This window comes from Synoicihabitans lomoniglobus (genome assembly GCF_029023725.1).
GTDB classification, from domain to species: domain Bacteria; phylum Verrucomicrobiota; class Verrucomicrobiia; order Opitutales; family Opitutaceae; genus Actomonas; species Actomonas lomonigloba.
The window spans coordinates 429,022-444,869 of the sequence record NZ_CP119075.1 but is presented as its reverse complement, the minus strand read 5'-3'; the positions used below and the strand labels follow the sequence as shown (position 1 = coordinate 444,869).

General features: G+C 62.5%; 10 protein-coding genes. 3 read left to right on the top strand and 7 right to left on the bottom strand.

Annotated features, from left to right (window positions below; translation table 11 throughout):
* Positions 1–11 precede the first annotated feature (11 nt).
* Complete coding sequence (locus PXH66_RS01715) at positions 12–800, top strand: helix-turn-helix transcriptional regulator (RefSeq protein ID WP_330928773.1); 789 nt, start codon at positions 12–14, stop codon at positions 798–800.
* Positions 801–935: 135 nt separating this feature from the next.
* A complete protein-coding gene (locus tag PXH66_RS01710; protein WP_330928772.1) occupies positions 936–3,110 on the top strand; it encodes an autotransporter-associated beta strand repeat-containing protein in 2,175 nt (724 codons plus the stop codon).
* Here the strand turns inward: PXH66_RS01710 and PXH66_RS01705 are convergent.
* The 6 genes from PXH66_RS01705 to ettA form a co-directional block, all read right to left on the bottom strand.
* Entirely contained in the window at positions 3,058–4,446 is a 1,389-nt protein-coding gene (locus PXH66_RS01705) for a sensor histidine kinase (RefSeq protein WP_330928771.1), read from the bottom strand. The two genes, PXH66_RS01710 and PXH66_RS01705, sit on opposite strands and share 53 nt — an antisense overlap.
* Before the next feature lie 5 nt (positions 4,447–4,451).
* On the bottom strand, positions 4,452–5,165 hold the full coding sequence (locus PXH66_RS01700) for a response regulator (protein WP_330932202.1): 714 nt from the start codon (positions 5,163–5,165) through the stop codon (positions 4,452–4,454).
* A gap of 74 nt (positions 5,166–5,239) precedes the next feature.
* Positions 5,240–5,542: a hypothetical protein gene (locus PXH66_RS01695; protein WP_330928769.1), complete on the bottom strand. Its 303-nt coding sequence runs from the start codon at positions 5,540–5,542 to the stop codon at positions 5,240–5,242.
* A gap of 34 nt (positions 5,543–5,576) precedes the next feature.
* On the bottom strand, positions 5,577–6,107 hold the full coding sequence (locus PXH66_RS01690) for a hypothetical protein (RefSeq protein ID WP_330928768.1): 531 nt from the start codon (positions 6,105–6,107) through the stop codon (positions 5,577–5,579).
* Between the two features lie 142 nt (positions 6,108–6,249).
* Complete coding sequence (gene msrA, locus PXH66_RS01685; RefSeq protein ID WP_330928767.1) at positions 6,250–6,780, bottom strand: peptide-methionine (S)-S-oxide reductase MsrA; 531 nt, start codon at positions 6,778–6,780, stop codon at positions 6,250–6,252.
* Between the two features lie 138 nt (positions 6,781–6,918).
* Positions 6,919–8,604 carry an energy-dependent translational throttle protein EttA gene (gene ettA / locus PXH66_RS01680; RefSeq protein ID WP_345781723.1) on the bottom strand — a complete coding sequence of 562 codons (1,686 nt, stop codon included), beginning with the start codon at positions 8,602–8,604 and terminating at the stop codon, positions 6,919–6,921.
* A gap of 196 nt (positions 8,605–8,800) precedes the next feature.
* On the opposite strand from ettA, the gene PXH66_RS01675 reads away from it, so the two are divergent.
* Entirely contained in the window at positions 8,801–12,772 is a 3,972-nt protein-coding gene (locus PXH66_RS01675; protein ID WP_330928765.1) for an ATP-binding protein, read from the top strand.
* Here the strand turns inward: PXH66_RS01675 and PXH66_RS01670 are convergent.
* Positions 12,759–15,827 (bottom strand): DUF748 domain-containing protein, encoded by a 3,069-nt coding sequence (locus PXH66_RS01670; protein WP_330928764.1) that lies wholly within the window; start codon positions 15,825–15,827, stop codon positions 12,759–12,761. The genes PXH66_RS01675 and PXH66_RS01670 overlap by 14 nt on opposite strands.
* Between the last annotated feature and the right edge of the window lie 21 nt (positions 15,828–15,848).

Genomic DNA, 15,848 nt, shown 5'->3' with positions numbered 1-15,848 from the left:
TTCTTTGGAAAATGATTTCTGATCCATCGGCCAAAATTCACGAATTATGGGACGAATTGGCGGACCTGCCTCTCGCCGAAACGCGCCTGTCCATCGAACTCCTCTTCAGCCGGATTAGCGAATGGGTGGGCGCCGATGACGCCTTCTGGATCGGTATCGCCCGCGTCCAGAGTGAACCGCATGCCGCCAACGACGTGCTCCATGGCTGGCGTCTGCGCACGGCCGAACGCTGGATCACCCGGCCGGAGTATAACGCGGAGTTCATCCGCAAGGTGCTCGCCCACATGGAACGCGACCCGGGCATGGGCGTCCGCAAGGTGATCAGCGAGGCGGGCCGCTTTCGCAGCTATCGCCAGCGGGACGGCTTCATCGACTTTAAAGCGTTCCGCCAGACGCCCCAGTATGAGATGTATTTCAAAAAAGGCGGCATCACCGACCGCATCTGGTGCGTTTCCCCCGTGAACCGCGATGCGGAGTCATTATTTTGCTTCGATCGCATCCGCCGACGCAGCCACTTCACCCTGGAGCACGAGCGGCTCGTGGCGCAGGTCCTCCGCGGCATCAAGTGGTTCCACCGCCAACTGCTGCTCAACCACGGCCTGCTCGTGGGCAAGACGCCGCTCTCCCCGACCCACCGGCGCCTGTTGCCCCAGCTGCTCTCCTCCAAGTCGGAGAAGGAAATCGCCGACGCCCTCGGGCTCAGTCGCGCCACCACGCACAAGTATGTCACCGACATTTTTCGCAGTTTCAACGTCTCCAGCCGAGCGGGACTCATGACGCTCTGGATGGGCGGCACCTGAGCCCCGGCTTCACCCCTTGCTATTTAGCAAGGTAGGCAGGGAACGCGGATTCAGGCAGAATCCTACGCGCAGCGCGGGTTTCTGGCAGGAGTCGGCCGATGACCGCGAGCACCTATTGCCGTCCACGCCCATCCCATGAACTTCGCCCTCCCTTTGCCAGTCCTCTGCTCACCTCCCGCCGGTGCCAGGAGCCGCCGCAGTCCCGCGCTCCGCGTTTCACTTCTGTTCCTCGCGCTGTCGCTCCCGGCCTTCACCAGTCGGGGGCAATATTTTCACCCGGAAATAATCCTCTATCAAGACGGCGTGCAGCCCGACAATGTTTACAACACCGACCCAGCGGAGACCCCGGGAGATACCTTCGACTTCATCCTGCGTGCTGCGCCCGGCACCACCGTGACAGAACTCGGGGAGCTCAGGACCAGATATCGCGGAAATTACATCCCTTGGCAGTATGAGAATCCGCCGGTCAATTTTTACATCGCCGAAGGAAACACGCTCATCATGGACTGGGCTAATTTCGGCGGCCAAAAATCCCCGCAGAACGACCCTTACTGGGCCGGGGCCAACGTTTACGTGCAATATGATTTGTTCGGAGTCAGACCGACGGGAACCGTCATCTTCAACCGCGACTTCGACATCAGCGGCGGGTATGCCATCCAAGCCGGCACCGGCAAGGCGGGCGGCAATCTGTCGGTAAAAAGCCAGGGGACCGTGATATTCAAAGGCAACTTCAACAGCCAGGGCGCGTATAACGGTCGCAGCGGTGACATCCTGCTCTCCAATGCGACCGTCGAATTTCAGGGCAACGTGAACAACCGATCAAGCGACATGCTGGAGGGCAATGCCGTCATGCTCCACCAATCGGGTCCGGCGGGAAACATCGCCATCACTGATAGCATCGTGACGTTCAGGGGCATGGTGGATAGTTCCGTCAGCCGGCCCGACATCTTCAGCGCCTATGACGGGGGCGACCATGTCATCTCGGGGAGCAACTCCGTCGTCACGTTCGAGCAACGCGTCGACCAGTCCGGCGATGGAAAAAACAACCGCCAGGAGTATGATACGGGCGTGGGCGGGGCGCTTACCATCAGCGACGGGGCCACGGTGGGCTACTTGGGTGATCTCGTCAGCAATGGTGCCGCGGGCGGCACCGCGGGCGGCAACGGGGGCGGCATCACAATTTCTGGCCCCGGCACGGCGGTGACCTTTGAGGGAACGGTCAGTCGGCTCCCCGGTCTTCGCAGCGACAACGGCGCCGGCCGGGGCGGTAATTTCACGCTCTCGGGCGGCACCGCTCGCTTCGAGACCGGCTCGGCCCTCCAAATCGCCCGCGAAGACGGCGCGGGCACCGCCGGCATCTTGAAGCTCCAAGGCGGCACGCTCGAGGTTCCGACCCTCGGTTGGTTGACCGATCCGAATTCCTTCCGCGGCGCCATGACTTTCACCACCGGCACCTTGCGCACCACCGCGTCATCGGCGGGAGCTCCGGTCAGCCTCGGCGCTTCCTCCGCGCTCGGTGCCGGGTTCAACACCGCGGCGACCGGCGACCGCACCCTCGACACCAAGGACAATCTCACGTTCGACGCCACCGTGGCCCTCAACGGCGCCGGCAGCTTCACCAAGGCTGGCACCGGCACGCTCACCCTCGCGGGCGTGCACACCTACACGGGCGACACCGTCGTCTCCGGCGGCACGTTGGTGATCAACGGCTTCCTCGCCAGTGACACCGTCTCCATCGGTTCCGGCACCACGCTCGGCGGGTCCGGCTCCTTCGGCGGCCTCGTGACACTCCAAGCTGGCGCGACCCTCGCGCCCGGCAATTCACCCGGCACCATCACCTTCACCGACGGACTCACACTCATCGACGGCTCGATCCTGGATTTTGAGCTGGGCACCCTCAGCGACATGATCGCCGTCACCGGCGGCACGCTGACCGGTCCGTCAGACGGCACCGTCACGCTGAACTTCACCAACTCCGGCGGATTCACCGCCGGCACTTACACGCTCTTCGATTTCTCCAGCGGAGCGACGACGCTGAGTAACTTTGATCTCACGGACTTCGCCTTCGGTTCCCTCATCTCCGGATACGACTACTCGCTCAATTTCTTCGGTGACACGCTGCAACTCACCTCGGTGACCTCCGCCGTCCCCGAACCCGCCACCTGCGCGATCCTATTCGGCTTCACCGCCCTCAGCTTCGCCTCCATTCGCCGGCGGCGTTTATATCATAACTCCTGTTACCGATCGACCCGCCTCCTCAATTCGCGGGCAACTCCACCCAAAACGTCGCCCCCGTGCCGACGGCGTTGACGGGAGAATCACACCCCACCGCGCCGCCCATCGCCTCGGCCAGTCGCTTGGTCACCGCGAGTCCGATGCCGTGGCTCTCTTCACCACCGGTCGGCCGCACACTGGTGCGGCCAAACTTACGGAAGAGTTGATCCTGCTCCGCCGCCGGCACGCCCGGGCCTTGGTCGGTCACCATCAGACGCGCCCGCGAACCGTCGGTGGCCACGAAGACATCGAGTTCCACCGTCGCCCCGCGCGGACTGAACTTGAGCGCGTTGCTTAAAAAATTGTCCAACACCTGACCCAGCAACGTCACATCCGTGCGCGCCCACACCGTCGCGCCCGCTGGCGCCAGCACTTGCTGCTCCTTGGTTTGCGCGGCCGGTCCGTGACGCTCGGCCGCCGGTCCGATCACTTTGCGCAAATCCACCATTTCCAGCCGCACGGGCAACGTGCCCGACTCGAGCGCGTGCTCCCCGAGGTAGTTGTTCACCACCTCCAACATGCGTCCACTGAGATCATCGATCGCGCTGAGAGCCTTGGCTTGCCGGTCGGGATCAGCCATCCGCCCCAGCCGCAGTTGTCCGGCCAAACCGCGCACCGCCGCCAAAGGGGACCGCAGGTCGTGCGCCGCTGCCGCCATGAACTCGTTCTTCTCGGCGTTCAATCGACCCAGCTCCCGGTTTAATCCCGCCATGATTTCGCGTTGCGCAAAGTCCCGCCGCTCGCCCACCTCGCGGAGCCACGCCAAGGCCAGCACGGCGGAGCCCGTTCCCGCCAAACTGGAACTTAGAATCAACACCGTTTTGATCTGGGGGATGATGTAGTCAAACAGGGCGAACAATCCGACGATCCCGACGCTCGCCACCACGATCATCCCCAACGTCGTGCGAAACAACATGGGCAAGGTGAAGACGCTGATCAGCAGCAGGCCGGCAATATCGGCAAAGACGTTGGAGACGACGTAGTGGTCCCGGAACATCAACCCGTGGCGCCACTTCAACAGCACGATCGCCCACATCGCCACCACGACACCGACCGGATACAACCACGACGAGCGCCGCGGGTGACCGGGCAACCCCGTCGAAATCAACATGATCATCCACATCGGAATCGCCAAACCGAACCGATGGATCAGCGACAGCGAAACGTATTCGGGAAACTGCCGCCCGTTGGCCGCGACATCGCCCAGTCCCATGCCCGCCACCGCCAGCATCGCCACGATCAACATCACCCGCACGCGCGTCTGACTTTGCTCGATGCGTTCGGACCGGAACCGTTCCTCCCAATCCAGATCCGAAAACCGCAACCTTCGCGCCTCCCGTTGCCACGTTGCCTGGTGTTTCGCGGTGTCCATCACGCTTACCCTTCCGTCAGTCGCGTGAACTTCACCGCCGCCTCCGTGCGCGAACGCACCCGCCACTTTTGGTAGATCACCAACAACGCATTTTTCACCGTCGAACGCGAGAGTCCCAAGGCTTCCGCAATCTCCTTGTCTCCAGCCCCCGCCGCAACGCGTTCCAATAGGTTGCTCTCCCGCTCGGTCAGAATCGCCAACGCTGCGCCCCCGGATTTGACCGCCGGTTTGACGTTTCCGGGGCCGCGCATCAGGCCCAACACTTTGCGCGCAATCGACGGCGACATCGGCGCTCCGCCCGCCAAGGCATCGTCGATCGCCCCCAGAATCTCTTCCTCACGTCCACCTTTGAGAATGTAGCCACTGGCCCCCCCCTGAATAGCCTGCAACACGATCGCCGCATCGGTCTCCGCGGTCAGCATGAGCACGAGCGCCGCCGGATGCCGCGCCACCAAGTCAGCCACCAACTCCGCCCCCGAACGGTCAGGCAAGCCGACGTCGACCAATAGCACGTGCGGTTGCACCGCCGCATCCCACGCCAGCGCCTCAGCTGCGGAGTTCGCCGTAGCAATCACTCGGTGCCGCGGACTTGCCTCCAGCATTGATTCGAGGAACAGGCAAAAATGGGGATCGTCTTCCACCAACGCGATGGCGACTCGGCCGGCAGATGATGGAGGGGGGCGTTCCCGGGACAACGGCATCGGAGCTTCGTCAATCACACCCACCCGGACCGCGCTAGGGGAATTTCCGAATTGTCCGTTTTCGACCTATGTATGGCCGTTCTCGACCGCTCTCAGTCAACTCTCGGTGCGGCCAGCCTCGAACCCGTCACCAAGATCTTGGGAAGTTTCTTCAGCTCGTCTTTGCCCTTCAGCGAACCGACCGCCACCAAGGGCCGGAGCATCGTCTCATCGCTCATGCTTTCGGCCGCAACCGCGGGCAACTTGTCCGCATCGAATTTCGCGGTCACCGGCGCGGGAGCTGCCACGGTCTCCGTGATGACAAAGGCTTCGAGTTCGATCTCCGTGTCCATGGCAACCAACGTGGGCGTGCCAATGCAGGCAACGGACAGGAGTGAAACGGTGAGTATTTTCATGGCGGGAAGCGGGACGGAGCGAGTTAGCGGTGGATCAGTGAAAAGTGACGTAACGAATGGTGTGCCGGTTCGCGTAGCGGTGAAACGCGACCAGTTCGGTCGCATTCTGCGGCTCCAACACATACCAACCGCGATCAGTGAGAAACAGTCCCACCGAGTGGTTTTCGCGGGTGCGGGCGACGCCGGAAAAGGCGGCGTTCTGCAACACGATCACCTGCGCGGCCGCCGGTTCTTCGGTGTGCCCGATAATGCCGGCCAACCCGACCATTTGGCGCAGAAACATGCCAAAGCTGTCGCAGTCGGAGGCATCCCCCGTATTGGCCGCCACGCGAAACACCTCCTTGGTCGCGGCCTGATACGCGGGCATGAACTGCTGCTCCAACCAGCGGTGATCAATCACTGCATAGCGATCATCGAGCAACGGACCGAGGAACGCCCCTTCGGGCAGGAGCTGTTGCGCTTTGGCCAACAGCTCTTCCGCCGCCACCGTTGCGTCCGTTTGAAGTCCCGGCGGCATGGTCAGTCGCGAAGTGGGGGCCGCCACCACCAGAGCGCTGGTGGCCAAAAAAAAACAAATGCCGAACTTCAACCAACGGTCGTGCACGCGCCGAGCGTGCGACGTGACCGTGCGGGGGTCAACGCCGCGTGACGACGTTAGGAGTTTAAATGCAGCGACTTAAACCGGTTCAACCTGTTTGGGGATTGCCTCAGATTTCACGCCGAAATTTGTCCAATTTCGGGGCGATCACCATCTGGCAGTATCCTGCCTGCGGATTCCGCGCGAAGTAATCGTCGTGATAAACCTCCGCCGGATAAAAGGTCGTCAACTCAGCCAGTTCGGTGACGACCTTGCCGCCCCACGCCGCATCGGCCTCGGCCCGCGAAGCTGCGGCGGCCACGCGCTGCGCCTCGTCCGCCCACAGGATGATGGATCGGTATTGCGTGCCCGTGTCCGCCCCCTGGCGATTGAGCGTGGTGGGATCGTGCATTTTCCAGAACAACGCCAGAATGCGCGCGAGCTCCACCTGCGTCGGATCATACGTCACTCGCACGACTTCGGCGTGGCCCGTCTGCCCGCCGCAGATTTTTTCATAGGTTGGCGCGGGATCGTCGCCGACGGCGTATCCGCTTTCCACCGACAATACGCCCGGCACCATGCGATAGGCGGCCTCGGTGCACCAGAAGCACCCGCCCCCCACCACAATCGATTCGGAATTGGGAATCTCTGATTCGCTCATGCCGCAACGTGATTCACCGCTTCGCGATCCGCAACCACGAGTATCGAATCCAAGTTGACCTGGGAGCGCCGAGCTCCGGCCCGGCCCCGCCCGGCTGAAACATGCCGAGCTGGAGCTCGGCGTTCCCCGGGAGAAAAACTACCGCGACAACTTGCGGTATTTGATGCGTTGCGGGCGGTCGGCGTCGTGACCTTTGCGCTTCTTATAATCTTCGAGATAAGCGCTGTAATTGCCGCGATACCACGTCACCTCGGAGTCGCCTTCAAACGCCAGAATGTGGGTGGCCGTGCGATCGAGAAACCAGCGATCGTGCGATACGACCACGGCGCACCCGGCGAACGATTCGAGCGCGTCTTCCAAGGCGCGAATCGAGTTCACATCGAGGTCGTTGGTCGGCTCGTCGAGGAGGATGAGATTGGCGCCGCGCTTGAGCAGACGCGCGAGATGCACGCGGTTGCGTTCGCCGCCGGACAGCACGCCGACTTTCTTCTGCTGATCGGCGCCGGTGAATCCAAATTGTGAGCAGTAGGCCCGCGCATTCACGTCACGGTTGCCGAGGGACAGGGTCTCATTGCCCTCGCTGATCGCCTCGTAAATGGTCGCCGCATCCGGCAGCGAATCCCGCGACTGATCGACATGGGCAATCGCCACGGTCGGTCCGACCCGCAGCTCGCCGGCGTCGGGTTTTTCGTCGCCGATGATCATGCGAAACAACGTCGTCTTGCCCGCGCCGTTCGGGCCGACCACGCCGACGATGCCGCCGGGAGGTAACGCGAACTCCAGTTTGTCGAAGAGCAATTTGTCGCCATACGCTTTGCGCACCGTTTTGGCTTCGACCACCAGATCGCCCAGCCGCGGACCGGGCGGGATGACGATTTCAAATTCCCGTTCCTGCTCCTCCACATCCTGGTTAAGCATCGCCTCATAAGCGTTGATGCGAGCCTGTCCCTTGGCCTGCCGGGCGCGGGCGCCTTGACGAATCCAGGCGAGCTCACGTTTCATGGCCTTCTGGCGACGATCTTCCGTGCGTTGCTCGATGGCGAGGCGGCGCTGCTTTTGTTCGAGCCAGCCGGAATAGTTGCCTTGCCACGGGATGCCGTGACCGCGGTCGAGTTCGAGAATCCAACCCGCCACGTTATCGAGAAAGTAGCGATCGTGCGTCACGGCGATGACCGTGCCCACGTAACGGGCGAGGTGTTGCTCCAGCCAATGCACGCTCTCGGTGTCGAGGTGATTGGTCGGCTCGTCGAGCAGGAGCACATCGGGTTTTTGCAGTAGCAAACGCGCGAGGGCGACGCGGCGACGTTCACCGCCCGACAGCGTATCCACCGGCGTGTCGCCGGGAGGACAGCGGAGGGCGTCCATCGCCATCTCGACTTGCGGCGCGACATCCCAGGCATCGAGCGCGTCGATCTTTTCCTGCAACTCCCCCTGCTTGTCGGTGATGGCATCACGCGTGGCGTCGTCGGCCGCTTCCGCGATTTCATCCCAAGTGGCATCATAGGCCGCGACCAAATCGGTGAGCGCTTTCACGCCCTCTTCCACACACGCCCGCACCGTGGCACCTGCGGTGAGATGCGGCTCCTGCTCCAGCATGCCCACGGTGTAGCCGGGCTCGAAGTGGACCCGTCCATCGATCTCTTGGTCCTGACCGGCGAGGATGCGCATGAGCGAGGATTTTCCCGCCCCGTTAAGACCGAGCACACCGATCTTCGCGCCGTGATAAAACGAGAGGGAGATGTCGCGCAGGATCTCCTTGCGCTCGATTTTTTTCGAGACGCCGATCATGGAAAAAATCACTTTGGGTTCGTCGCCTTTGGCCATGCCGAGCATCGCAGCCGGAGCGTTCGCGGTCGTCAAGCGGGTCGCCCGATAATTACCAACCGATTTCGGCGAGATCGCGGACATCTACGCCATGGGAGTGCGTAACGATACGGATGACCCAAATCCCTATTTGAAATCGACATGCGTTTTCCAAGGGGGGCACACTCAGGGCCCCAGATTGGGCAACCCGGCCGTTTTGGAAATACACGTTTTAGCTCGATTCATCCTTCTCGTCCACGCCGTCACCGCGACCGGCTTGGCCGGATGGTATTTTGGGCTGATACCGCGGGGCGCCTACGAGCGACGATTTCGCCCCCTGGGAATCTACATGGCGATCGTGCTCTGTTCGCAGTTCGCGATCTGGTTGGCGTTTTTTGAACTCAGCCTGCGCCCACTGGTGCCGTGGCTGATCGCGATCGGGACGTTGCTCGGGGGAATCACGTTGGGGTGGGCGTTTCTGACGCATCGGCGGAGCGTTGATCATCGGCACACCTGGCCCGTGATTTCCCGGCTGTGCCTGGTGGCCCACTACACGTGCACGTTTGTCGTCGGGGGTTGGCTGAGTGACAGCCATATGCCGTTCGGTTCCACCATCGCGACGACCCTCGCAGTGATCGCGTTGGTTTGGATGATCCTCGCCCAACTCAATCGCACGCGGGAACACTGGCGGTTTCTGGTCGGTATCATCTTCGTCGCGGCGCCTCTGACCTTGTTCACCGGTTGGGTGATTTCCACGCTGGCCTACCGCCACGGTATCGACAGCTATGACCAACGCTTCCGCGACCGTGTCATTGCTTTCGCCAATCTTATGAGCGTCGACGAGCGGTCGGAGACGTTGGATTCATCCGCCCCGACCTACGCCAGGTTTTCCATGCAACTGCGCTCGGTATGCGCGAGTTCGCCGACCATCTCCGGCGCATTCCTGTTGCCCCCCGAGGAATCGAGCGACGGCTTCATCGCCCGGTGGCGCGACCCGGTAAAGACTCCGCGTCCGCTCATGCTGTCGGCCAAGGTTTACGCCCGGATCGCAGGGGACAACGAGCCCAAGGTTGCTCGATTCCGGGATCTGGAGGACGCCCGGGTGTGGCACGTGGCGTTTGCTCGGGTGCACTCGGCCCTTGACGACCAACCCGTCGCCATTCTGGGGCTGGCCGCGCCCGTGGAGCTCATTAATCAGAGCATCGCCGGCTCCCTGCTTTTCACCGATGTCATCGTGTTCCTGATCGCGTTGATCGTCTACGTGAGTCTGGCGGGCTATCGCCATGGCGTGTTGCGCGTCGGCCAGCGCGACACCCTGTTGGACATCAACGCCAACTTGTCGCGGCGGTTGCTCGATACGTTTGCCCCCGAGGATGTGTCCCAGTGGTTGATCAACCAACTACGCGAAGGACTCAATCTCCAGCATGCCTCGTTCTGGTTGCACAGCCGCAATAAAAACACCCGGGGATTTCGCGTGCTCGCCATCGATTCCGAGTCGCGCGATTCCACCCTGCGACCATGGCGGGCTCTGACGGCGTTACCCCCCGCGTGGACGAGCGCACTGGAAAAGCGCCAGTCGATTGAAGGCCCCCTCAGCGAACTCGGGGAACCCATTCCGGAGATTACCGACGGTCCCGCCGGTCGCTCCTGGGTCTTGGTGGAGAACATCGAGCTGCACGAAGAATTGTATGGTTCGATCGTGGTCGTGTTCCCCGAACGCAAGCTGATGACGCGCGGGGAAATCCGCTCCGCCCTGCGATCCATCGCCAACTCATTCGCCTTCTGCCTCGCCCGCGAAGAACGCAGCGAGCACCTCGCAGCGGCCGAGGAGCGGTTCCGCACCATCATCGAAACCAGTCCCGATGGTTTTTGGGATATCGACTACACCCAGTCACGGAGTTTTCGTTCCCCCCGCTGGTGGCGCATGCTCGGTCATGAGCCCCCGGATTCCGACACCGATCCCCATGCCCATGAAGCGCTGATCGATCCGGACGACCTCATCCAACTCCAGGCCGATGCCATCAAACCCGGTCCGCCTGGTCGCAGCTTTCACCGCGAAGAATACCGGGCCCAACACCGCGACGGTTCCTGGCACTGGATCGAATCGGACTACGTGCAAATGCGCACCGCGCACGGCCCGGCCGAACGAGCCATCGGCTTCGATCGCGACGTCACCCATCGCCACGAATACGAGGAACGGCTCCGCGCCGCCGCCGACTCCGCCGCTCGCGCCAACAAAGCCAAGAGCGAGTTCCTCGCCACCATGAACCACGAACTGCGCACGCCGCTCAACAGCGTGATCGGCTTCGCCACCGTGCTGGATCGCTCCACGCTGAATCCCAACCAGCGCGAATGGGTGACATCGATGCGCACGTCCGCCGAACAATTGCTCGAATTGATCAGCGATGTGCTCGACTTCTCCCGCATCGAGGCGGGGCGTCTTGAACTCGACGTATCCAATATAGAGTTACGTCGGGTCACCGAACAATCGCTCGACCATTTCTCTTCGCTGGCGACAGAAAAGTCCATCGCCCTGCACTACGAGTTCACCCCGCATGATCGACCGGTGTGGGTGCTCGGAGACGCCCTGCGTCTGCGCCAGATCCTCACCAACCTCGTGGGCAACGCCGTCAAGTTCACCACGTCCGGCTACGTGCGGCTGCGGGTCAATCCGCTGGGACTCGACCGTTGGGAGTTCACCGTCGAGGACACGGGGCCGGGCATTCCGCCGGAACAGCAGGCGAACCTGTTCACCCGCTTCAACCAGATCGACGCGTCGACCACCCGCTCCCACGGCGGCACCGGTCTCGGCCTGGCCATCAGTCGCGAACTGGCCCGCGCCATGCAAGGGGACATCAGCTTCGAGACGGCGGACAACCTCGGGGCCGTTTTCAAGGTCACCGTCGCGCTTCCTCCCGCCACCGGCCAGCAGCGTCGCTACACGGATCAAAATGTTTCGATCAATCGCACGGTGTGGGTTTTCGACGGAGATGCCCACGACATGTCTGCCTTGGAAAATGCCCTGATCCAAACCGGCACCCGTTTTCGCCGGATAGGCTGCGAGGAGGCGGACAAACTGCCGCAGGACGGCGACGGTCCGATGCACATCCTGTTTCCTCGCGCCTACCGCCCGGACACCCTCGCTGCCGCCCAACGCATCGCGACCGCCGTGGCCCAACGCACCCCGCGCCCGGTCCTGATTGGTATTCAGCCCACCCAGACCCAACTTTCCTCCCCCACTCCCTTCGACTTCGAGCTCACCGCGCCGCTGCGGCGCCGGGTGCTGATCGATGTGCTCAATGGTCAGCGGCCGATCGATGACGAAACCGCACCAGTCGCCACGAAGGACGCTCCCAGTGCCCCCGCCTCCGGCAAGAATTTGCGGGTGCTCGTCGTCGAAGACCATCCCGTCAATCGCGAGCTCGTCCAAACCATGCTGAAGTTCCTGGGTCTCGCCCCGGACTTTGCCGAAAACGGCGCCATTGCCGTCGAACAACTAAAGAAAAAACCCTACGATATCGCGCTCGTGGATATTCAAATGCCCGTCATGGATGGCTTTGCTGTGGCGGATTGGGTGCGATCGAGCTGGCACAACCGCTGGAGTCGTCCCAAGTTGATCGCAGTCACCGCCAATGCAACGCAGCGCGATCGCGAACGTTGCCTTAGCGCTGGCTTGGATGACTACGTCGCCAAACCCATCACCCTGAACATACTTTCACAATTGATCGACCAAGCCAAATCCCCGTCTCCCAACTCGGACGACGACTCCCGCCCAGCTGACTCCGACGCGGCCAAGTCGCCGACAACCGGCTCCGGCTCTGCCGGCAACCATCTCGTTGATTGGGCCAATTTCGACAGCATTATCGCCTTCACCAACGCGAGTGAAAGCCCTTCGGTATTGCGACGGATCATTCAAACCTATCAGGCCGACAGCAAGACGGTGCTCGACGCAGTTGAAGCGCTCGACCCCAGCAATCACACCGAAGCCCGCAAGCTCCTGCACAAACTCAAAGGCTCGACCGGGTCGCTGGCGCTCATGGGTGCCGTCGATTCGATCAGAAAACTGCACGACCCGATGGAAGCGCCTTCTCCCGAGGTGCGCGCCGAAATGTTGCAGAACATTCGTCGCGACACCGTGCTCGCCGTGGAAGCCGTGTTCGCGCGTTATCCCTGGCTCAACGAAGGGTGAGAGTCACCTGCGCCTGACCGAGTTTCGGCAACCCCAGATTCAACCGGCTCGCCGGAAGTCCTTTGGCTTCCAACAGCGCGGACACGACCAGCACCCGCTCTTGCGCCAGATCCAGTAGACGGGCTTCGCTCACTTCTATCCGACTCAGCAAGCGGGCTTCGACTTCCGCCACCGGCAGCGCGGCTAAAACCGGCGGTGCCGCAATCACCGCTTCCGCCGGAGATTTCTCCACCGGTTTGGGCGCGTCGACCGTATCGGCAGCCGTCGGGCTGCCTTTGAACACCTGCTTGATCCAACCCAACAGCGTTTGGTCCTCTTCCGCGATGGCACCGGGTGGGGAAACAGCCTTAACCGGAACCGGGGCCGGCTTCACCACCTCGGCCACCAAGGGCGGAGTCACCACGCCGTTGGGGTCGATCGGCGGCACGCCAAATACTTCGAGATAACGATTCATCAAGGCCGTCTCCCGGCCGCGCCCCCGCCAACCCGTGGCGACGGTGAACTGCTCCGGTGTCGCCGCCGTCCGTAGTTGCTTCTCCAATACCTCCGGGCGCAGAGCCGCCGCATCCGCGCTCGCATCGGCTTCCCCCACCAGGTCGAGCACCAGCCCCGGCCGTTCCCGGAGCGCGCGCGACAGCGTATCGAGTTTGGCCATCGAAGCGTCCGTCAAACTCGCCGCGCCCGCGACGAACTCCTGGCGATCCAGCTCTTCATCCTGCGCTCCCCCGACCATCGAGCCCAGCAGCGCAAACGGTGAGGTCGCCACTTTGGTCAACAGATTCGTAATCACCCGCCACACCACGCGGCCGAAGCGAAACTCCGGATCATCCAGACTGCCGGCGACCGGCACATCGACTACGATTTGCCCCTTGGTATCCTTCAACAACGCGACCGCGAGACCCACCGGCAGACTGGTGGCATCCGGGCTTTTGACTTTCCCTCCCAACGTAAAGTCGTCGAGCGTCGCCACCGATTCACTGCTCACCTGGCGATCCTGCAGCTTGAAATCAATATCGAGGGAAAGGCGGCCCCGCTGCAGCGCATAACCGGCATATTTGCCAATGTAACCATCGATCGGCACCAGATCGATCCGATCAAAATCAATCTTCACATCGGTGTAAGCCGGACGACCGAGCGGGTTGAAATTGCCCGCAATCGCCACGGGGGCCAACCCGTTGACCTTGCCGCGCAGGTCGGCCCGCCCTTTGGCGACTTCGACGGACGAAAGACCGGTCAATTCCCCCGAGAGCGCTTCGAGGGACAGTTTCACCGGGGCGGCCAACGACGTATCCGTAAAATCGATGCGCGCCTCCACCAACTCCACCCGGTTCACGCGAATCACCGGCGCGACGGCAGTCGGCGCCGCCGCCACCGGCACCGCAATTTCCGGGGTGGCGAGGAATCCCGCCCTCCAGTTGGTCGAGCCCGCGGCATCCATCACCACGGTCACGTCCGGTCGTATCCAACGCACGGATGCAACTTCGACCGTCATGGGCTCGGTCACGAGATCGATGCCGGTGACCTGCAAATTCTCCCACCCGGTCAAAGGCCCGCCGTCGACGTTGCTCAGCCGCGCGCCCGCCAGATTCGTTTGCCCCCGCCAGACCAGGGCCTCGTCCGTCGCGCCGAGTTGACCTTCCAAGCTCAATCGACCTTGGGTCAGATTGTATCCGGTGGCTTCCGCCACATAACCACCCATCGTCGCCAAATTCAGATCCGTGACACTGACCAAGAGAGCCGGCTTGAACGGCACCAGGCTCGTCTCGCCCGAAACCTGCACTTCGCCCCCGCTCGCGAACGTGGCCCTCAGTCCGACCGCGACCGCCGTATCGAGCCGGGTGAGATCGACCTTTCCCAACGTCAGCCGCAGCGGCGAAACCCTCACCTCGACCGGCAGCGGCAGGCTCTGGTCGACCCACCGCACGTCCACCCCCTCGATCGCAATCGCGTTGATTTTGGCACCGAAAGGTTCCGCTCCCGCCGCTGTGGTTTCACTCTCCCCCTGGCCGACCAGTAGATCGATCCAGTCAATGCCCGCCGCCGTGCGCGTCGCCGTGAGGTCACCTCCGGTCCAACTCACCTGAGCGACCTCAACCGTGCGCCGACCCAAATCAAAGTTGATTCCCTCCGCTCCGAGGCGCTCCGCCCGCATCACCGGAGTCGCGTCGCCCGACTTGCCCAATTGCAACGCGGTCACGTCCACCTTCGCGTTCGACAACCGCACTTCCGGCGCGTCTCCGCTCAGATTTGTCGTGTAGTCGCCCGCGACCGTCATCCGTCCCTCCCTCACTTGGAAGCCGATCAAATCAGCGTAATAAGGGGCATACTTGGCCAGATGCAGACCACTGATCTCGATCGAGCCGGCCGAACGCAGCGGCACCGCCGAGAGTTGGCCTTTCCATCGCAAAGACTCCCCCGCCTCGGTGGTCGCCACGAACTCATACGGCGCCTCGGCATCGTGCTCCGTGCGAAAGCCCTCCAACGTAAAACTCATGGGGCCCAGGGTCGTGGCAAACGGCACCGACCGGCTCGCATCCCTGAAATTCAATTTGGCCTCGCGCACCACCAACGCGTCGATCGCCAACTTCAACCGCCCCGTTTCCGTCGCTTCCTCCGCATCGTTCCGCTCCAGCAAATCAGCAAAATTAAGGGCGCCCTCCGCATCGAGCCCCACGCGTCCCTCGAAGCCATCCAACTCAATCCGGTCAAACCCGCGAATGCCTCGCACCCAGGCCAATGCATCCCCGTTGACCAGCAACCGATCCCATCGAGCGAACAACGAGCCATCGGTTTCGGCAATCGCGACCTGTTCCAACGTCGCCGTCAGCGTGAACAAATTGAGCGACACACGCTCCACCGTCACCGGCCGCCGCAAGGCAGCGCCCAAACGCGTCTCCACTTGGCTCCTCACCCAGGGCGGCAGCACAAACACCGCCAGAACCCCCACGACCACGACCCCGACTCCGAGGCCGATCAACCAGCGGCGCTGACGCTCCCGCCGGGACCGACGAGCGGCGGCGGCGGCACGGATATCCTTGATGGTCGGAGTCTTCACGACCCTCACGCTAACTCACTG

Bases quoted from the DNA above. Each gene is read 5' to 3' on its own strand.
- PXH66_RS01705 (WP_330928771.1), bottom strand. From the start codon at position 4,446: ATGGACACCGCGAAACACCAGGCAACGTGGCAACGGGAGGCGCGAAGG.
- PXH66_RS01695 (WP_330928769.1), bottom strand. From the start codon at position 5,542: ATGAAAATACTCACCGTTTCACTCCTGTCCGTTGCCTGCATTGGCACG.
- ettA (WP_345781723.1), bottom strand. From the start codon at position 8,604: ATGGCCAAAGGCGACGAACCCAAAGTGATTTTTTCCATGATCGGCGTC.
- msrA (WP_330928767.1), bottom strand. From the start codon at position 6,780: ATGAGCGAATCAGAGATTCCCAATTCCGAATCGATTGTGGTGGGGGGC.
- PXH66_RS01715 (WP_330928773.1), top strand. From the start codon at position 12: ATGATTTCTGATCCATCGGCCAAAATTCACGAATTATGGGACGAATTG.
- PXH66_RS01710 (WP_330928772.1), top strand. From the start codon at position 936: ATGAACTTCGCCCTCCCTTTGCCAGTCCTCTGCTCACCTCCCGCCGGT.